Genomic DNA, 18,294 nt, shown 5'->3' with positions numbered 1-18,294 from the left:
CTGCCGTCGACCTGAAAGCTGCTCATCTATGAAGACGACCTGAAAGGTTGATCGCCGTCACCGCCAACGTTCGGTCTGGCTGCATCCCTGATGCCTGCCCGCCCGCTGGCGCATTGCCCGCGTCGTGGGGTTCCAATGACGGTGCCCCGCCGACCAGGATGGTCGGCGGGGCACCGGTGGTGCGGGGTGGATCAGGCGACGAAGCGGGTCCGGCGGCGCTTGGCCACCAGGTAGCCGCCGACGCCTGCGGCGAGCAGCAGCGCGCCGAGGCCGGCGATCAGGCCGGTGGACTGGCCGGTGACCGGCAGACCGCCGCCGTCACCGCCGCCCTCACCGCCGCCGTCCTGGCCGCCGTCCTGGCCGCCGCCCTGGCCGGTGGCCGCGTTCACCAGGATCTTGGCGGTGTCGTTGGCTGGCTTCAGGTCGGCGTAGAAGCCGCCGTCGCATTGGCAGGGCACGTTGATTTTGACGGTGCCGGTGTCGTTGAGGACGACCTTGTCGATCCGAAGCGTGAAGTCGGCGGCTTCCTGGTCGCCGGCCTTGATGAACGGCGTCGGGTAGCAGCCGTAGACCCGGCCACCCGGCTCGCCCCACTCGCCCCATTCCTCACCGTTGACCGGGGCGCAGAAATCCGGAGCCGCCACGACGGTGGTGTTCGTCGGGATCTCCACGCTCATGTGGGTGACCGCAGAGCCGCCGCGGCTGTAGTCCAGCGTTGCCGGGCCGTTGTTGCGGAAGCCGATGGTGACATCGACCCTATCGCCCTTCTTGCCTGAGGCGCTGTCGCCGATCGCCTCGAGGTCGGTGCCGTTCTTACCGGTCACGGTGACTTCGAGGGAGGACCAGTTGTTCTCCGGCTCCGTGTCAGCTTGATAACCGCGGGCTCCGGCCTTCGTGCCGAGCTCGGCGAGGGTCAGTTTCCCGTCGGTCCCCGGCTTACCTGCCGAGACACCCTCGCTGTCCAGGTACGCGTCGAAGTCCTCGAACTCCGCGGGCGTCATCCAGACGATCTCGCCGTACTGGGAGCCCGGAGCGTACGTGTCCTTTCCGAGCTGGTAGCTGAGGTCGACGCCGTAGGTGGCACCCGGCGCGAGGTTCTCGCCGAAGTGGCAGCTGCGTAGTTGGTCGTCCACATAGGTGCAGTTGTTGTAGTGCTTCTCGGCACGGATGCCGTGGTCGTTGTAGAAGAAGACGCTCGCGCCCGTGGCGACCGTCTCACCGGCGTTGCTGATCGTGAGGGCGGAGGTGAACTTCTCGCCGGGTGCCGCTGACACTTCCGCAGCGGGTCCGGCAGCGAGGTCGACACCCTCGCCGACACGGATCGTGGCATCGTGGCTGACGGCTTCGAGACCTGCGGCGCTGAGCGTCGCTTTGACGGTGCCCGTATCCCCGTCCTTCGCGCTGTCGGTGGGCGCGATGACGACGGGGAAGATGCCGGCAAGGCCCCACTCATCCAGACCGACCTCCCACGGCGCGGTGCAGAGCAGGACGCCCTTTTCCGGTGTGGTGCATTCGGTCGACGTCTCTGCGTCCTCCGCGAGGGTGACCTTGTCGGCCAGGCTGCGGTAGTCGTAGCGCACGGTGAGATCGCGGAGCACCACCGGGGCGCTGCTGTAGATGGTCGCGGACTCGACCTTGCCGGCCGAGTCGGCGGCGATGGTCGTGTTGCCGAAGTAGACGCCCAACTCGAGGGGCGCTTCCTCGGTGGCGGCGATGGCCGGACTGGCGGAGGCGGCGACAAACGCGCCTGCTACGCCCAGTCCTGCGAGCCAACGCCGGGTGGAGTAAGTGAGCATAAGGGGGTTCCTCCAGTGAGGGATCCAGGTGGAGCCTGCGGATCCTAAGGAACCACCAAGGTTGATCACCGCCCCGAAGTGCCGCCCATCAATGAAGACGAACCGAAAGGTTGATAAGCGTCACCGCAACGTTCGGTGCATCCGCACGAGTTGGCGGCGCGGCTCCTGGATGCGCCGGGTGCTGCTGAGCGGGGAGCCCGCCGAGACGGTGCCGTTGCCCACCGATCACGCCCAGTCCCCCGTGGACCATGACGGCGCCCCGCTGGCCAGGTACGGGAGGGGCGCCGTCAGGCGGGTGGGTCAGGCGACGAAGCGGGTGGTGCGACGTCGGGCGAGCAGGTAGCCGCCCGCGCCGGCCGCCGCCCGCCTGGAAGCTGACCACGACGTCGCCCGAGTCGCCGAGCTGCGCATCTTCGGTGGCGGCGATGTCCACCCGCTTGGTGGCATTGCGGTAGACCCCGCTGGCAGGCGGCGCCATCTCGTAAAGGACGACCTCGTAGGGCTCCTCACAGACGAGAACGCCCGGCTCCGGGGCGGCGCACTCCTGGTTATCCGCGTGGGCAATGCTGATCTTGCCGGCAAGCGTGCGGTAGTCATACCGCACGGAGACGTCGGTGAGCACCGCCGGCTCGTCGGCGTACAGGAACAGGGCGCGGGTTGTTGGTGCCGCGCCGACGGCCAGGGTGCTGTCCTGGAAGTAGGGCTCGATCTCGATCTCGACTGCGGCCGCCGCGACGGCGGGGGTGACGGAGCCGACGACCAACGCGCCTGCGGCGCCGAGCCCGGCCATCCAACGGGTCGAATGCTTGAACATGGGGGATACAGGTGGCGCTCGTCCAACCTAGGGAGACCACCGGCTTCTTTGGTGGTCCTTTTTGATCGTTCCCCGTCTATCGATCCGAACGGCTCAGCACCTCTGCCGCAACGGGCAGCCGGCCCGTGGCGGGGTCAGCGGTAGTCGTCCTCGTCTCCGGTGACCACCCGGGCCTGCTCCATCGCGTCCCAGTCGTCGACCTCCAGGCCGCGGTGCGGCTCGGAGTCGACGTCGAGGGGGCCGACCACTGCGGCCTGCTCGACCGCGTCGGCCGTCTCGGCCTCGGGGTCGCGTTCGTCCGGGGCAAGGTGGTCGCCGGGGGTGAAGTCCTCGTCGGGCTGACCCATCGTCCCTCCCGGGGGTCTCGGGGCACGGCTCCCACCCACCGTACGGGCTGTGCCGGCACCGCGCCCGGAAGCGGAGTAGGCGGAATCAGCCCTCGGTGACGCGACCCGATGCCAGGATGGTGTCGTGGGCTTCCTCATTCGACTGGTGATCACCGCGGTCGCGTTGTGGATAACCACGCTCATCGTGCCCGGTGTCGATGTGCACGGGCGCTCGGGTAGCAACACCGTCCTTACCCTGATCGTGGTGGCGCTGATCTTCGGCGTGATCAACGCGGTGCTCAAGCCGGTGATCAGGGTGGTCGGCTGTGTGTTCTACCTGCTGACCCTTGGCCTGTTCGCGCTGGTGGTCAACGCATTGCTGTTCCTGCTCACCGACCGGATCGCCAGCGGGCTCGACCTGCCGTTCCAGGTGGACGGGTTCTGGCCGGCGTTCTGGGGAGCCATCGTGATGACCGTGGTCACCTGGCTGATCAGCGTCATCGTGCCGGACAGTCTGGGTGAGCGGTGAACGGCTGGCACCGGGTCGGTTGTTCCGGCGCACCTCACCTACGGGATACTTCGGGTGGAGGACAGCGCGGTCCGGCGCACGTATGAACAACAGCGGCCAGCACGGCCGAGAGTGGTAAGTAAGGAGCGCATCACATGCCCATCGCTTCCCCCGAGGCCTACGCGGAGATGCTGGACCGGGCCAAGGCTGGCCGGTACGCGTACCCCGCGATCAACGTGACCTCTTCCCAGACGCTGAACGCGGCGCTCAAGGGCTTCGCCGACGCGGAGAGCGACGGCATCGTCCAGGTCTCCACCGGTGGCGCCGAGTACCTCTCCGGCCCCTCGATCAAGGACATGGTCACCGGCGCGGTGGCGTTCGCCGCGTACGCGCACGAGGTGGCCAAGAAGTACTCGGTCAACATCGCGCTGCACACCGACCACTGCCCGAAGGACAAGCTGGACGGGTTCGTCCGTCCGCTGATGGCCATCTCGCAGGAGCGGGTGAAGCGCGGCGAGGCGCCGCTGTACCAGTCGCACATGTGGGACGGCTCGGCCGTGCCGGTGGCGGAGAACCTGCAGATCGCCTCCCAGCTCCTCGACGAGGCCGCCAAGGGCAAGATCGTCCTTGAGATCGAGGTCGGCGTCGTCGGTGGCGAGGAGGATGGCGTCGAGAACGCCATCAACGACAAGCTCTACACCACCACCGAGGACGGCCTGGCCATGGTCGAGGCCCTCGGTCTCGGCGAGAAGGGCCGCTACATGGCGGCGCTGACCTTCGGCAACGTGCACGGCGTCTACAAGCCGGGCAACGTCAAGCTGCGTCCGGAGATCCTCAAGCAGATCCAGGACGCGGTCGGCGCCAAGTACGGCAAGGACAAGCCGCTCAGCCTGGTCTTCCACGGCGGTTCGGGCTCCCTGCTGAGCGAGATCCGCGAGGCGCTGGACTACGGCGTGGTGAAGATGAACATCGACACCGACACGCAGTACGCCTTCACCCGGCCCGTCGCGGACCACATGCTCCGCAACTACGACGGCGTGCTGAAGATCGACGGCGAGGTCGGCAACAAGAAGCAGTACGACCCGCGTGCCTGGGGCAAGGCCGCCGAGGCCGGCCTGGCCGCCCGGGTCGTCGAGGCGTGCGAGCACCTGCGCTCGACCGGCACCACGATGTCCAAGTAACGACGTCCCACCGACGGCCGGCTCTCCCTCGGGAGGCCGGCCGTCGTCGTTTCGTCAGGCCGGCGCGGTGAGCAGGCGGACGGCCTCGTGGACGTCGTCGGTGAGGTGGATCGTCGACGACAGGTCACCGAACGGGGACGCGGCCAGCAGCGGACGCAACAACGCCTCCACCGGCAGCTCCCGGGTCCAGTAGCCGCGGTCCAGGAAGATGTACGCGCCGCTGGCGCCGTCGGTGCCGTAGTAGGTCTTGGTGGCCGCCTGGAACACCTCCTGCACCGTGCCGGCCCGTCCCGGTGCGAAGACGATGCCGCCCCGGGCAAGTCGCAGGATGGTGTCCTCCCGGATCGCGTTGGAGAAGTACTTGGCGATCCGCCCGGCGAACAGGTTCGCCGGTTCGTGCCCGTACAGCCAGGTCGGAATGGCCAGGCCGCCGGCACGCGCCCACGCCAGGTCGGCGCCGCGCTGCCGGGGCACACTTGCGTACCGCTGCCGGACCGTCAACGCCGTGGCCGTGTACCGCTGGTGGTCGGCGAAGTCGGGCGCGGAGGCCAGCAGGTCGATCGCCGCGGTCAGGTCGGACGCTGGCCGGTCCGCCAGGTAGGCGCCCAGGTTCGCCGCCTCCATCACCCCGGGACCGCCGCCGGTCACCACCAGCCGGTCGGCCCGCGCCAGCTCCCAACCCAGCACGGCCGCCATCCGGTACGCCGGGCTGCCGCGCAGCACCGCGTGCCCGCCCATGATGCCCACCACCGACTGCGGCCCGTGCCCGGCCAGCCAGACCCGGGTGGCGTCGGCCAACGCGTTGTCCACGCCGTGGTCGTGCAGCCGCTGACCCAGCGCCTCCTTGACGTCCGGCAGCGCGCCGCCGTGCGCCCGGTAGTGCTCGTACACCCGGGTGTCGTACATCCCGGTGAACCCGCCCTCGGCGAACCCGGCGGCCAGTTCCTCCGGGGTGTAGAGGTGCGTCGGCTGGGTCGGATACGGCAGCCCGGAGAATGGCGGCACCACGTTCGCGCCACGCCGGACCAGGTCCGCGCCGACGTCCCGGGAGGCGAACCGGCAGCCCACGAAGAGGGTGCCGGTGACCTCGATGTCGGTCAGGTCGGGCATCGGCGCGAGGTCGAGGCGCAGGCCCTGCACGGTCAGCCCGGTCAGTCGGCCGGTGGCCAACTGTCGGTCGAACTCGTCCCGGGTCTGGATCTCGCCGGTGTGCAGGTGCGGCTCGATGACGTCCGCGGGAGGTGGGGTCGGCACCCGGCCATCCTGCCCGTCCGGCGGCACCGGCCAAACCTCGGGCCCGGGGTGGAACCGACAGGAGCCCGGTGGTCGTGGCCACCGGGCTCCTGCGTTACCGGTTCCTGGGGAGGCTCCGGACCATTAGTTGTAGTGGAAAACACCTGGCAGCGGCATAGGCCGCAGGCGTGACCAACTCCTCAGCCGTTCAGCGGAACAGGTCGGCCGACCCGCTCGCGTGTCGCCCTGTCCAGCGGGTTGAATGGGGCGATGCAGAACCTTTTGCCAGAGCCACCGGCCACCCGCCTGCCCGTGAACGACGAGGCCGACGCCGCCCTGGCTGCCGCCGAGGAGGCCGGCACCGATGAGGCGTTCGCCAACGTGGCGGCCCGCTTCCCGACCAACAGTGCGGCCTGGGCGGCGCTCGCAGCCCGGGCGTTCGCCCAGGAACAGGTGGTGACGGCGTACGCCTACGCACGCACCGGCTACCACCGGGGCCTCGACCAGCTGCGCCGCAGCGGATGGAAGGGGCACGGCCCGGTGCCGTGGTCCCACGAGCCCAACCAGGGCTTCCTCCGCTGCCTGTACGTGCTCTCCCGCGCCGCCGACGAGATCGGCGAGGCCGACGAGGCGGCCCGCTGCGCCCAGTTCCTCCGCGACTGCGACCCCGAGGCGGCGGACGCCCTGGCCAGCAACTGACCCCGCTCCGACGGCCGGCCCGGCACCGGGCCAGCCGTCGGCGGGTTACAGCCCCTCGGCGACCGCGGCGGCGATCTTCAGCCAGGCGTCCCGGGTGGCCGCGGAGAGCCCGCCGTACCGGATCGGCTCGCCAGTGTCGATGAGCCGCTCGTACGGGGCCAGCAGCACCGCCCGGGTGCGGGCCGCGAAGTGCTCCTGGATGGCCGGCAGGTCGATCTCCTTGCGGGACGGCGGCATCGACACCACCGTCACGGCCTGGCGGACCAGCCGTTGCCGGCCACTCTGCTCCAGGTGGTCGAGCATTCGGGCGGCGGTCTCCGCTGAGTCGTTACGGGCCGACATGGTGACCACCAACTGGTCGGTGGCGTCCATCGAGGCCTGCCAGTTCTGCGCCCGGACGTTGTTCCCGGTGTCCACGAAGATCAACTTGTAGAACCGGCTGACCACCTCACGGATCTCGGCGAACGCGGCCGCGGTCAGCATCTCGCCACCGGTGGCCGACTCGTCCGAGGCGAGTACGTCGAACATCCCCTCGCCCTGCGAGCGGACGTACTGCGACAGGTCGCCGACCCGCCCGTGTGAACCCTGGAACTGCCCGAGGTCACGCAGCATGTCCCGCACAGTGCGGGAGTGGAAATCCTGTTGGGCGCGCATCCCAAGGGTGCCCTGGGTCTCGTTGTTGTCCCAGGCCAGCACGTAGCCACCGCGCTTCTGACCGAACGTCATCGCGAGCAGCAGGATGGCCACCGTCTTGCCGGCGCCGCCCTTCGGGTTGACCACGGTCACCTGCCGCAGCCCGCCGAAGTTGCGGCGCACCATCTCGATGTCCCGCTTGAGCTCCTGCTCCTGCCGCCCGGGAGCGAGCCGAAGCAGCCCCATCTTGTTGACGACCGCGCGTACACCCATGGTCGCCACCGGGTCGGCGGGCCGGACCTGCCGGCGCCGGGCGAAGTCCTCGGCGGTCGGTGCCGCTGCGGCCTCCGGCGTCCAGCTCGCGTCCGGATATCCGGGGGTGTCCGGGTATCCGGTGGTGGGCACCCGGGTCACCCCGTCGGCCTCCTGGTACGGCTGCCCAGGCTGGACACCGGTCGTGCCCTGCTGCCATGGCGGCGGGTACCAACCCGGGGACGGCGGGAACGGGCCGGGCGGTGGGGTCGTCGGCCCGGCCTGCTGCGGCGCTGGGCCGCCGTGCGGCGAGTTGCTGAACTGCGTCAGGTCGGGCGGGGGTGGGATCTGCGGCGGGCCGGTCTGGCCAGGGATCGCCGGGGTGAACGATTGAGCGGAGTACGTCTGACCGGGGCGGGCCTGTGGCTGACCGGGGCCGGTCTGCGGGACGCTGGAGTGTGGCGGCTGCGGCCCGGGCGGGGCGGGGATCGGGGGCGTTGCCGGGGCGGCCTCGTCGCGGGCCGGTGCGGGCGCTCCAGCCGGGCGCTGCGGCGGATACGCCCACGGCGACTCCGTGGCCGGCCGCGTCGCTCCGCCGGCGGATCCCGCCTCCCCGGTTCCGCCACCCTGACCCGCCGGTCCGGTCGCTGCGGGACCAGCCGTCGCAGAGTCTGCCGGCGTGGCGGCTGTGGCCGGGCGCTCGGTGGGCGAGGTGGCCGCAGTGGGGCGCTCGGTGGGGACGGCGGCTGCGGTGGGGCGGTCCAGCGTGAACGGCAGGTCCAGGTCGACACCGCCCGGCGCGATCGGCGAGGCGGGGACGGCGGTCGGACCCCGGTCACGGGCCTGTGCCGCCGTGACTGCGGTGTTCGCCGCCTCGGGTGGGCCGTCTGTCGGCGCAGCGCTGGCAGGGGTGCCAGTGCCAGCGCTCGCAGCGATGGCGGGGATCCCGGTGCCGCCCGGGACGCCGCTGCTCGCGGGAGTGCCGACTGCCGGCGGTGCCGGCGGAGTGCCGGTTGCCGGCGGTGCCGGCGGAGTGCCCGTCGCCGGGGGAGTGCCGGTTGTCGGCGGTGTCGGCGCAGCGGCAGGGTTGGCCGGCGGCCAGCTCGGCTGCGGCGGCGCCCAACCCGTCCCGGCGCCAGACGGGCCGCTCACCCCCCAGCCCCCGGGCGCCGGAACGGCACCGGTGAGCGACGGGTAGTCGGACGGTGAGGGCGGCGGCAGGGCCGCAGCCCCGGGTTGCCCGGGAACCGGCGGTCGGCCGACCGGCGGCGCGGCCACCGGCGGTGTCACCGGCGGAGGCGCGACCGACGACGGCGCACCCCGCTGCTCGGCGACCGCCGCCCAGGGCGGTACCGCGCCACCGGCGCCCCGGTCGGCGGGATCCGGTGGCCAGAGTGGTTCGATGTCCCGCTCCGGCACCGGCTGCTGGCCGGGCACCTGCGCCCGGTCGGCGTTCTCGTCCATTACGGCCCTCCCCAGTCCTCCTGCGAGGATAGGCCCATCCGCCCACGGGGGCCGCTCGGCGCAGCTGAGGTCAGATCGACCAGACCGCCCAGGCGCCCGGCTCGATCCACCACGAACGCTTCCGGGTCAGCTCGCCCTCGACACCATCGTCGAGGTACGGCACCTTCCCCTCCCTGGGCACCACCGACACGGCCCGCCCGCGGGCCCGCCGAACTTCCAGGCGTACCCGCTTGCGCCCCAACGCCGAGCGGACGACCACCGGCACGGCCACCGCGACCTCGACCTGGCCGTCGGCCGGGTCCGGTTCGGTCAGCAGCGTCACGTCGCCGAGCGTCGCGTAGCCGCCGGCGTTGCCGACCGCGCAGGCCAGCAGCGGTTCGTCACCGTTGGAGAGGATGGTGTCGTCCACCTCGACCCGGGCCCGCCAGTGCAGCGGCCGGCCGGCGTCGTCGGCGGCGCCGAGCAGCGCGCCGTCCAGGGTCACCGAGCCGCCGTCGTTGCGGAGCAGGTCCAACCGGCGCGGCGTGCCGTCCAGCACCGCGGCAGCCACCGTCGCCGGGTCACGGGGCAGCCCGAGCTGCGCGGCCAGGTCCCGGTGGGTGCCGCCACGGGCCGGATCGAGCGGGAGTACGGCCACCGGCGGCAGGTCGGGCAGGGTCCGGTTGCCGGGCAGGTCCGCCGGGCGGCGGCTCGGCGGTGGCGCGTACCGCCGGACCAGCCGGCGCAGCACGGCGCGCAACTGCGCGTCGCTGGCCGTTGCGACGACCAGCCGGGTCTTGCCGTCCTGGTCCGGCCAGGTGAGGCCGTCCGGGCGGGCCGGGCCGTCGAGCCGGGCCAGGACCTCGTCGATCTCCGCGTCGGAGCGGGCGGTGACCGTCTCGACCCGGGCGCCCCGGGCGGTCAGCGCATCGGCGCAGGCCAGCACCGGCACCCGTGGCCGTTCGGTGGCGCACCGCTCGGTGTCACCGCCGGCCTGGGTCGTCTGGCCGGTGTCGGTCTGGCGGGTGTCGGTCACGCTTGTCGGGTCGGTGTCGCTGGTCGGGTCGGTCACGCCGGTGTCGGTGTCGCTGGTCGGGTCGGTGTCGACCTCGGTCGCACCGCCGCAGCAGGCCCCGCCGCTGCCACAGCCCCCGGGAGCGTCCCGCTCCGATGAGAGGGTGAGCAGCACCACGTCGTACACGGAAGGAGCCTCCTGCCTCTCGACGCGACCCCTGCCGGCCGCGCCGTCACTACTTGTTAACCTGACACCCCGGGCTCGCCAACCGGTCGCCACCTGGCACCCGAGCCTTCTGGAGGCGGAAAAGATGCCAGCGATCGTGCTCCTCGGTGCCCAGTGGGGCGACGAGGGCAAGGGCAAGGTTACCGACCTGCTGGGTGAGCGGGTCGACTACGTCGTGCGCTACTCCGGTGGCAACAACGCCGGCCACACGGTGATCACCCCGGACGGCCAGAAGTACGCGCTGCACCTGATGCCGTCCGGCGCGCTCTCGCCGAACGCGATGATCGTCATCGGCAACGGTGTGGTGGTCGACCCGAAGGTGCTGCTCGCCGAGATCGACGGCCTGGCCGAGCGTGGCGTCGACGTGTCCCGGCTGCGGATCTCCGGTGACGCGCACCTGATCATGCCGCACCACCGGGCGCTGGACCGGGTGATCGAGCGGTACCTCGGCTCGTCCCGGATCGGCACCACCGGCCGGGGAATCGGCCCGGCGTACGGCGACAAGGTCGCCCGGATCGGCATCCGGCTCCAGGACCTGCTCGACCCGGGCATCCTGCGCAAGAAGCTGGAACTCGCACTGCGCGAGAAGAACCAGATCCTGTTCAAGGTCTACAACCGCAAGGCGATCGACCTTGAGGCGACCGTCGAGGAGTACCTGGAGTACGCGGAGCGGCTCAAGCCGTACATCGCGGAGACCCGGGCGATGCTCTGGGACGCCCTGGACCGGGGCGAGACGGTGCTGCTGGAGGGCGCCCAGGCCACCATGCTCGACATGGACCACGGCACGTATCCCTTCGTGACCTCGTCGAACCCGACCGCCGGTGGCGCCTGCGTGGGCGCTGGCATCCCGCCGACCGCGATCAACAAGGTGATCGCGGTGAGCAAGGCGTACACCACCCGGGTCGGTGCGGGACCGTTCCCGACCGAGCTGTTCGACGCCAACGGCGCACACCTGCGCAAGATCGGCGCGGAGTACGGCACCACCACCGGGCGCGAGCGCCGGTGCGGGTGGTTCGACGCGGTCGTCGCCCGGTACGCCTGCCGCCTGAACGGCGTCACCGACCTGGTCATCACGAAGCTGGACGTGCTCACCGGCCTGCCCAAGGTGCCGATCTGCGTCGGTTACGAGATCAACGGCGTCCGGGTCGACGACATGCCGATGAGCCAGACGGACTTCCACCACGCCAAGCCCGTCTACGAGGAGCTCGACGGCTGGTGGGAGGACATCACCAAGGCCCGCACCGCCGATGACCTGCCGGAGAATGCCCGCCGCTACATAGCCCGGGTAGAAGAACTCTGCAACACCCGAGTGAGCGTCGTAGGCGTAGGCCCAGGCCGAGACGAAAACGTCCTCCTCCACCCCCTCCTCCCCTAACCCCACCCCACCCCCAACCCCGGCCCCCGGCCCCCGGGTCGCCCTCCTGGTTGATCATGAAGTTATTGCCCTGCCGCCCGGCGTGTTGTGGCAATAACTTCATGATCAACGCGCGCTAGCTGCTGGTTATCCACAGGGGGCGGCGCGGTTGTCCACAGGGGGGTGCCCCGGGCTCGTTGGTCGGTCAGGGTGGCTGGGTGGACGCCTTGGACGTTGTGCGGCGGGTTGCGGCCGAGCAGAACGGCATCGTGACGCTTGAGCAGGCGCGAGCCGTCGGCTTGAGCACACATGAGGTGCAGCGGTTCTGCCGGGCCGGGCGTTGGCGCGTCGTGGCGCGGGGAAGCTACCTCGTGGACGCCGACCTGTACGACGGCGTGCCCCGGCGGGCACGGATCAGGGCTGCGGTGGCCTCCTATGGCCCGGCGGCCGCCGCGGTGCTCTCAACGGCCGCCGAGCTGCACGGGCTGGCCGGGATGCGGGTCACCGAGTTGATTCATCTGTCGGTGCCGGGTCCTGTCGCCAGGCCGGCTCGACTCGCCCATCCGCAGGTGGTGGCCCATCAGTTGGTCATTCCGCCTGAGCATCTCGTCCGGGTGGACGGGATCACCGCTACCGGGTCGCTGCGGACCCTTGCCGACCTCTGTCTGCGGGCTGATCGATTCTCGGCGGTGAGCGTGTTGGATTCGGCGGTGAATCGCCGCCTCGTGACCGCCGATGACCTGCTTTCCATCCCGCGTCTCATTCGCGGGCGGCGCGGTGCGATCGCCGCTCGTGGCTACTTCGGCGAGGTGGACGGGCGGTCGCAGTCGCCGCTTGAGACGCGCGCGCGGCTCCGCTGCGTCGACGGCAGGGTTGGGCCCGACGCACTGCAGCTCGAAGTCCGCGACGGAGACGGCTATCTGCTCGGCATCGGCGATCTTGGCTGGCGTGGTCCCCGGATTATCGCCGAGGCCGACGGCCGCGGCCCGCATGGCGTCCCCGAGGCCGTCTTCGCTGACCGCCGCCGGCAGAACCGTCTGGTCAATGCCGGCTGGCCGTGCTCCGCTTCACCTGGTCGGACACCCTGAACCCCGACTACATCCCGTGGACCGTCCGCCAAGCAATCGCCGCCGCCCGGCAGCGTTGACCATGAAGCTGTTGCCATGACACGCCGAGACGGTGGGCAACAACTTCATGATCAACGGGGGTGGGGGTGGGGACAGTAGGATCTGGCGTTGTGCGGGTTCTTTTGGTGGGTGGTGGGGGGCGCGAGCATGCGCTTGCTCTTGGGTTGGCTGCCGATCCGGCTGTTACCGCGCTGATTGCAGCGCCTGGTAATCCGGGGATCGCGGGGGTGGCCGAATTGCGGGCCGTCAACGCGACCGATCCGGCCGCGGTCGCGGCGCTGGCCGTGGAGACTGCCGCTGACCTGGTGGTGATCGGGCCAGAGGCGCCGCTGGTCGCCGGGGTCGCCGACGCGGTACGCGCCAAGGGCATCGCCGTGTTCGGTCCCTCGGGTGAGGCCGCCCGGTTGGAGGGTTCCAAGGCGTTCGCCAAGGACGTGATGACCGCCGCCGGCGTGCCGACCGCCCGGGCGTACGTCTGCACGGACGACGAGAGCACCGCGCGGGCGCTCGACGAGTTCGGCGCCCCGTACGTGGTGAAGGACGACGGGCTCGCCGCCGGCAAGGGCGTGGTGGTGACCGACGACCGGTCCGCCGCGTTGGCGCACGCGCGGGAGTGTGGCCGCGTCGTGGTCGAGGAGTTCCTCGACGGCCCGGAGGTCAGCCTCTTCGTGGTCACCGACGGCGAGGCGGCGGTGCCACTGCTGCCGGCCCAGGACTTCAAGCGGATCGGCGATGGCGACACCGGCCCGAACACTGGCGGCATGGGAGCGTACGCACCGCTGCCCTGGGCCCCGCCCGGCCTGGTCGATGACGTCATGCGCGACGTGGTCCACCCGACCCTCGCCGAGATGCGCCGACGGGCTACCCCGTTCTCCGGTCTGCTCTACGTCGGGCTCGCGATGACCCTCGTCGGCCCCCGCGTGATCGAGTTCAACGCCCGCTTCGGTGACCCGGAGACTCAGGTGGTGCTCGCACTGCTGGAGACCCCGCTGGGCGGGCTGCTGCACGCGGCGGCCACCGGCACGTTGGCCGGGCATCCGCCGCTGCGTTGGCAGCCCGGCGCCGCGGTCGCAGTGGTGCTCGCCGCCCAGGGCTATCCGGCCGCGCCGCGTACCGGCGACGTGATCACCGGTGGGGACCGGCCGGGCATCATCCACGCGGGCACCGCCCGCCGGGCCAGCGACGGCGCGTTGCTCTCCGCTGGCGGCCGGGTGCTCTGCGGTACGGCCACCGGCGCCGACCTGGCAGCCGCCCGGGAGGCCGCGTACGCGCTGGTGAACGGGGTGGAGTTGGCCGGCTCGCAGCACCGCACCGACATCGCCGCCGCCGCCATCGACGGCCGGATCACAATTCCCAGCTGACCGGTAACCCCCGTCGCAGCTGCCACGGCCACGTCGGATGATCGTGGCATCGAGTGGCGGAGGTCGCGCCGACCCGACCCCCGCGTACGACCGGACCATCGAGGTGGGCCGCCCAGGTCCTAGGCGCGTACCCCCACCGGCGGCTGCCCCGAGGGGGCCTTCCGGAGCAGCCAGCCGACCGGCGGGCTGACCAGCGGACGCAGCGCCCACACCACCGGCCGGCTGGCGGTGATCCAGACCACCGCCACCACCACGGCGAGAAGTGCCAGCAGGGCGGGGATGCTGTCGACTCGGCTGTCGAGTGTGGACCAGGCGAAGGCCAGCACGGCGAACCCGTGCAGCAGGTACGGGTACATGGAGTTGGCACCCCAGCCCGTGAGAAACATCTGGCGGCGCGGTGCCAGCATCATGATCGCCCAGGTCATCGCCGACGCGACGGCCATCAGTCCGAGCCGGATCAGGACGCCGTCGGTCAGGTCCACCCCGATGCGCTGGTAGGTGCTGTTCCAGTACAGCCAGAGGTTTGGCAGGCGCGAACCGACCAGGTAGGCGATCGGCACGGCAGCGATGAGCACGGTGACCGCGGCGAGCCGCACCCGAGCAGACGGGCGGTACGCCAGCCTGCCGCGTCCGAGCCGGACGCCGAGGACGAAGAAGGGCAGCATGCCGGCCACCCGGTTCAATGACAGGGCGTGGCTGAGGACTGTGGATGTTCCGGCGAGAAGAGAGACCCCGATCGCGATCACGACCGCTCCGCGAAGTTGAGCGAACAGCGGCGTGAGCATCCGCCAGATCAGCAGGGCGGGCAGGAACCACAGGTGGTAGACCGGGGTCAGGAACTGGTTGATCGTCCAGTTCATGGGCTGGTCCATAGCCGTGTAGAAGCCCATGTAGAGCAGTTGGAACACCACGTACGGAGCGAGCAGGTCACGCACCAGCGACGCCGCCCGGCGCCCGGTGAGCTCGGTTGCCGAGAGCATCCCGGACAACATGGCGAAGGCCGGCATGTGGCACAGGTAGACCAACGTGTATATCGTTCTGCCACCCGGCGAGGAGCCGACCGTCTGACCCACAGTGTGGCCGAGCACGACCAGGAGAATCAGCAGCCCTTTGACGTTGTCGATGTACGGGTCACGGGTGGCCGGCGCGACTGCGACGTCGCTGCTCTCGGGCCGTACCAGGGTTGTCACTCGGCAAGGCTGCCGGGCCGCCGATAATCGATCTAGTCGAAGTGACCAGGATCACAAATACCTGGGATTGACGGCGCTACCACCGGCCGAACCGCAGTCCCACCAGGATCGGCGATCGCTCCCGGGCAGGCGGGCTGCCGGCACATCCCGGCGGTTGGGTCAGCCGAAGTAGCGGCGCAGCTCCCGGGTGAGCACCTTGCCGGTGGCGTTGCGAGGCAGGTACTTCACGAAGATCACGTCCCGGGGGACGGAGAAGCGGGCCAGGTAGTGCCGGACGTACTCGCGGACCGCCTCGGGGTCGAGCGTCTCGCCGGGGTGTAGGGCGAGGAACGCGGCCAGCCGCTGGCCGTACTCGGGGTCGGGCACGCCGATCACGGCCGCTTCACGGACCTGCGGCAGTTGGGCGACCAGGTCCTCCACTTCGGACGGAAAGACGTTCTCGCCGCCGGAGACGATCATGTCGTCGGCCCGGCCGTCGACGAAGAGCAGCCCGTCGGCGTTGAGCCGCCCGAGGTCGCCGGTGTCGAGCAGGCCGTCGCGGCTCTCCCGGCTGCTACCGGAGGTGTAGCCCTCGAAGAGCATTTCGTTGCCGACGAAGATCCGCCCCACGCGGCCGTCGGGAACCGGCTGGCCGTCGTCGTCGAGCATCTGTAGCCGGGTGCCGTGTGGCGGCCGACCGGCCGTGGTGGGTGCCTGGCGCAGCTCCTGCGGACCGGCGATGGAGGCCCAGGAGACCTCGGTGGAGCCGTAGAGGTTGAACAGGACGTCCCCGTAGACGTCCATGAACTTCGGTGCCAGCCCGCCGGGCAGGGCCGATCCGCTGACCGCGACGACCTTGAGTGGGGGGCGCGGGTCCGGTGGGGGCACCTCCAGCAGCCGCTGCACCATCACCGGTACGGCGAACAGCGCGTCGCACCGGTGTGCCACCAGGGCGGCGAGCGTGGCGGCCGGGTCGAAGCGGCGGTGCAGCACGATGGTGGCCCGCAGGGCGAAGCAGACCTGGAGGGCGGCGAACCCCCAGGTGTGGAAGATCGGTGCGGCGATCATCACCCGGTTGCGGGTACGCAGGGGGATACGGTCGATGATGGACACCAGCGGGCCGAAGCCGCTCGGCGTGGGGCGGCGGGCCCCCTTCGGCGCACCGGTGGTGCCCGAGGTGAGCACGATGATGCGGCCGGCCCGCTCCGGCGGGCGCAGCTCGCCCGGCAGCGCCCCGGCCACCAGCTCCTGACGTGCGCGTTCGTCGAGGCGGGGTAGCTCGGCGGGGAGGCTGATGACCCGTTCGGCGAACTCGTCGTCGTGCACCAACAGCCGGAGCTGCTGCTCTTCGGCGACGGTGGCCAGTTGGGCTGCGGAAAGGCCGGTGTTGACCAGGACCGAGTCGACGCCGAGCATCGTGGCCGCGACGATGGTCTCGATCAGCCCGTGGTGGTTGCGGCAGAGCAGGCCGATCCGGTCCCCGGCCCGTATGCCGAGCCCAGCCCGCATCGACCGGGCCGTCCGCTCGGCCCGGTCCAGCAGGTCCTGATAGGTCAGCTCGACGCCGTCCTCGTCGATGATCGCCGTCCGCCCGGGGTCCCGGGCGGCTGCCTGGCGTAGTTCGCCGGCCAGGCTCCATCCCCAGGTGCGCAATGCGTTGAGCTGCGAGGCGATCCGGATCGGCCCGCCGGGGGTGAGTAGCCCGCGACGGGTCAGCGTGGCAATGACGAACGGCAGGTCCATGCCGCAGACCTCCTCGGGGGTGCGCGGACGGGGGCAAGGGACTCCCCGTCCGTCAGGGCGTCTTGTTCCTTGATCATGCACTGGGCGCGGCACCATGCCCAGCCGACGGCGGCGCGGGGTGACGAAGACTGCACGGATCGTGGGATCAGGGGTGGTGACCCCCTGGCCGGCCCCGGCGAAACGGGACCGGCCAGGGCCGGTCAGCGGATCTGCATCCCGGAGATCGCCCGGGAGATGACCAGTCGCTGGATCTCGGAGGTGCCCTCGAAGATGGTGTAGATCTTGGCGTCCCGGTACCAGCGCTCGACCGGGTGGTCGCGCAGGAAGCCGGCGCCGCCGAGCAGCTGCACCGCCTTCTCGGTGACCGACACCGCCACCTCGCCGGCCTTCAGCTTGGACATCGAACCCTCGCCGGCCGTGAACGGGCGGTTGTTGCGGCCCATCCAGGAGGCACGCCAGACCAGCAGCCGCGCCGCGTCGATTTCCATCCGCATGTCGGCGAGTGCGAACGCGATCGCCTGGTTCTCGATGATCGGTCGCCCGAACTGGACCCGGTCCTTCGCGTAGTCCAGGGCGTACTCGTAGGCGGCCCGGGCCACGCCGAGCGCCTGCGCGCCGACCGTGGGTCGGGACAGTTCGAAGGTGCGCATGGCGGCCTGCCCGGTGGCCCGCTGACCGGAGCGGGCCCGGTCGAGACGTTCCAGCAGGGCGTCCCGCCCGCCGAGCAGGCAGCGGCCGGGCACGCGTACCCCGTCGAGGAAGACGTCGGCGGTGTGTGACGCGCGTAGACCGAGTTTGCGCAGCTTGCGGGTGGCGGCCAGGCCGGGGGTGCCCGGCGGTACGACGAATGCCGCCTGGCCCCGGGAGCCGAGCGTGGGGTCGACCGAGGCGGTGACCACGTGCACTCCGGCGATGCCGCCGTTGGTGGCGTACGCTTTCTGCCCGGTCAGCACCCACTCGTCGGTGGCCTCGTCGTAGACGGCCCGGGTACGCATCGCGCCGACGTCCGAGCCGGCTTCCGGCTCGCTGGTGCAGAACGCGGCGACGGCCGGCGAGTCGACGTCTCCGAAGCACTGCGGCACCCACTCGACCATCTGGTCGGGGGTGCCGGCGCCGTAGATGGCGGCGACGGCGAGGGAGGTGCCGAAGATGCTCAGCCCGATGCCGGCGTCACCCCAGAAGAGTTCCTCGTTGGCGATCGGTAGGGAGAGCCCGGTTGGGTCGGCCCAGCAGGTGGCGAGGAACTCGAAGCCGTAGAGGCCGACCTTGGCGGCTTCCTGGATCACCGGCCACGGGGTGTCCTCGCGCTCGTCCCACTCGGCGGCGGCCGGGCGCACGACCTCGGCGGCGAAGCCGTGCACCCAGTCGCGTAGATCCCGCTGTTCCTCATTCAGGTCGAGCGAGAACTCAGCCAT

The 18,294-nt window shown here is 71.0% G+C and carries 15 protein-coding genes; 6 read left to right on the top strand and 9 right to left on the bottom strand.

The genetic code is table 11. The features are described from left to right. Positions 1 to 191: 191 nt before the first annotated feature. From ABZT18_RS16535 to ABZT18_RS16525, 3 genes are all read right to left on the bottom strand, one after another. Positions 192 to 1,796: an LPXTG cell wall anchor domain-containing protein gene (locus tag ABZT18_RS16535; protein WP_355251592.1), complete on the bottom strand. Its 1,605-nt coding sequence runs from the start codon at positions 1,794 to 1,796 to the stop codon at positions 192 to 194. An 88-nt stretch (positions 1,797 to 1,884) separates the two neighbouring features. Continuing rightward, entirely contained in the window at positions 1,885 to 2,610 is a 726-nt protein-coding gene (locus tag ABZT18_RS16530; RefSeq protein WP_355251589.1) for a hypothetical protein, read from the bottom strand. A 134-nt stretch (positions 2,611 to 2,744) separates the two neighbouring features. Beyond that, positions 2,745 to 2,957, bottom strand: a complete 213-nt coding sequence (locus ABZT18_RS16525) for a hypothetical protein (RefSeq protein WP_354992863.1) — start codon at positions 2,955 to 2,957, stop codon at positions 2,745 to 2,747. 124 nt (positions 2,958 to 3,081) lie between these two features. On the opposite strand from ABZT18_RS16525, the gene ABZT18_RS16520 reads away from it, so the two are divergent. Together ABZT18_RS16520 and fbaA are read left to right on the top strand one after the other, a co-directional pair. Further along, the gene (locus ABZT18_RS16520) at positions 3,082 to 3,465 is read left to right on the top strand and encodes a phage holin family protein (RefSeq protein ID WP_355251586.1); all 384 of its coding nucleotides are present in this window, start codon (positions 3,082 to 3,084) and stop codon (positions 3,463 to 3,465) included. A 134-nt stretch (positions 3,466 to 3,599) separates the two neighbouring features. After that, the gene (gene fbaA, locus ABZT18_RS16515; protein ID WP_354992861.1) at positions 3,600 to 4,625 is read left to right on the top strand and encodes a class II fructose-bisphosphate aldolase; all 1,026 of its coding nucleotides are present in this window, start codon (positions 3,600 to 3,602) and stop codon (positions 4,623 to 4,625) included. Between the two features lie 54 nt (positions 4,626 to 4,679). Here the strand turns inward: fbaA and ABZT18_RS16510 are convergent, their stop codons facing one another. Then, complete coding sequence (locus ABZT18_RS16510) at positions 4,680 to 5,879, bottom strand: hypothetical protein (protein WP_355251583.1); 1,200 nt, start codon at positions 5,877 to 5,879, stop codon at positions 4,680 to 4,682. Positions 5,880 to 6,128: 249 nt separating this feature from the next. Here ABZT18_RS16510 and ABZT18_RS16505 point away from each other — a divergent pair, with 249 nt between their 5' ends. Further along, positions 6,129 to 6,557 (top strand): DUF3151 domain-containing protein, encoded by a 429-nt coding sequence (locus ABZT18_RS16505; RefSeq protein ID WP_355251580.1) that lies wholly within the window; start codon positions 6,129 to 6,131, stop codon positions 6,555 to 6,557. A 45-nt stretch (positions 6,558 to 6,602) separates the two neighbouring features. Here the strand turns inward: ABZT18_RS16505 and ABZT18_RS16500 are convergent, their stop codons facing one another. Both ABZT18_RS16500 and ABZT18_RS16495 read right to left on the bottom strand, forming a co-directional pair. Then, complete coding sequence (locus ABZT18_RS16500; protein ID WP_355251577.1) at positions 6,603 to 8,906, bottom strand: chromosome partitioning protein; 2,304 nt, start codon at positions 8,904 to 8,906, stop codon at positions 6,603 to 6,605. Between the two features lie 70 nt (positions 8,907 to 8,976). After that, positions 8,977 to 10,086 (bottom strand): hypothetical protein, encoded by a 1,110-nt coding sequence (locus tag ABZT18_RS16495; RefSeq protein ID WP_354992857.1) that lies wholly within the window; start codon positions 10,084 to 10,086, stop codon positions 8,977 to 8,979. Positions 10,087 to 10,210: 124 nt separating this feature from the next. On the opposite strand from ABZT18_RS16495, the gene ABZT18_RS16490 reads away from it, so the two are divergent. The 3 genes from ABZT18_RS16490 to purD all read left to right on the top strand — a co-directional run bounded on the left by ABZT18_RS16490 (position 10,211) and on the right by purD (position 13,967). Beyond that, positions 10,211 to 11,500, top strand: coding sequence for an adenylosuccinate synthase (locus ABZT18_RS16490; protein WP_354992856.1), 1,290 nt, complete (start codon positions 10,211 to 10,213; stop codon positions 11,498 to 11,500). Between the two features lie 197 nt (positions 11,501 to 11,697). Then, positions 11,698 to 12,567, top strand: coding sequence for a type IV toxin-antitoxin system AbiEi family antitoxin domain-containing protein (locus ABZT18_RS16485; protein ID WP_355251574.1), 870 nt, complete (start codon positions 11,698 to 11,700; stop codon positions 12,565 to 12,567). 149 nt (positions 12,568 to 12,716) lie between these two features. After that, a complete protein-coding gene (gene purD / locus ABZT18_RS16480) occupies positions 12,717 to 13,967 on the top strand; it encodes a phosphoribosylamine--glycine ligase (RefSeq protein WP_355251570.1) in 1,251 nt (416 codons plus the stop codon). Between the two features lie 119 nt (positions 13,968 to 14,086). Here purD and ABZT18_RS16475 read toward each other — a convergent pair whose 3' ends face one another. From ABZT18_RS16475 to ABZT18_RS16465, 3 genes are all read right to left on the bottom strand, one after another. Continuing rightward, entirely contained in the window at positions 14,087 to 15,157 is a 1,071-nt protein-coding gene (locus tag ABZT18_RS16475) for an acyltransferase family protein (protein ID WP_354992853.1), read from the bottom strand. A gap of 159 nt (positions 15,158 to 15,316) precedes the next feature. Next, positions 15,317 to 16,879 (bottom strand): AMP-binding protein, encoded by a 1,563-nt coding sequence (locus ABZT18_RS16470; RefSeq protein WP_354992852.1) that lies wholly within the window; start codon positions 16,877 to 16,879, stop codon positions 15,317 to 15,319. 200 nt (positions 16,880 to 17,079) lie between these two features. Beyond that, positions 17,080 to 18,294: an acyl-CoA dehydrogenase family protein gene (locus ABZT18_RS16465; RefSeq protein WP_354992851.1), complete on the bottom strand. Its 1,215-nt coding sequence runs from the start codon at positions 18,292 to 18,294 to the stop codon at positions 17,080 to 17,082.

The sequence above is a fragment of the Micromonospora sp. NPDC005291 genome (genome assembly GCF_040607415.1).
Taxonomy (GTDB): domain Bacteria; phylum Actinomycetota; class Actinomycetes; order Mycobacteriales; family Micromonosporaceae; genus Micromonospora.
The sequence above is the reverse complement of the archived record's forward strand: the minus strand, read 5'-3'. Positions and strand labels throughout refer to the sequence as shown.

Bases quoted from the DNA above. Each gene is read 5' to 3' on its own strand.
- ABZT18_RS16535 (WP_355251592.1), bottom strand. From the start codon at position 1,796: ATGCTCACTTACTCCACCCGGCGTTGGCTCGCAGGACTGGGCGTAGCA.
- ABZT18_RS16530 (WP_355251589.1), bottom strand. From the start codon at position 2,610: ATGTTCAAGCATTCGACCCGTTGGATGGCCGGGCTCGGCGCCGCAGGC.
- ABZT18_RS16525 (WP_354992863.1), bottom strand. From the start codon at position 2,957: ATGGGTCAGCCCGACGAGGACTTCACCCCCGGCGACCACCTTGCCCCG.
- fbaA (WP_354992861.1), top strand. From the start codon at position 3,600: ATGCCCATCGCTTCCCCCGAGGCCTACGCGGAGATGCTGGACCGGGCC.
- ABZT18_RS16505 (WP_355251580.1), top strand. From the start codon at position 6,129: ATGCAGAACCTTTTGCCAGAGCCACCGGCCACCCGCCTGCCCGTGAAC.
- ABZT18_RS16500 (WP_355251577.1), bottom strand. From the start codon at position 8,906: ATGGACGAGAACGCCGACCGGGCGCAGGTGCCCGGCCAGCAGCCGGTG.
- ABZT18_RS16490 (WP_354992856.1), top strand. From the start codon at position 10,211: ATGCCAGCGATCGTGCTCCTCGGTGCCCAGTGGGGCGACGAGGGCAAG.
- ABZT18_RS16470 (WP_354992852.1), bottom strand. From the start codon at position 16,879: ATGGACCTGCCGTTCGTCATTGCCACGCTGACCCGTCGCGGGCTACTC.
- ABZT18_RS16465 (WP_354992851.1), bottom strand. From the start codon at position 18,294: ATGGCTGAGTTCTCGCTCGACCTGAATGAGGAACAGCGGGATCTACGC.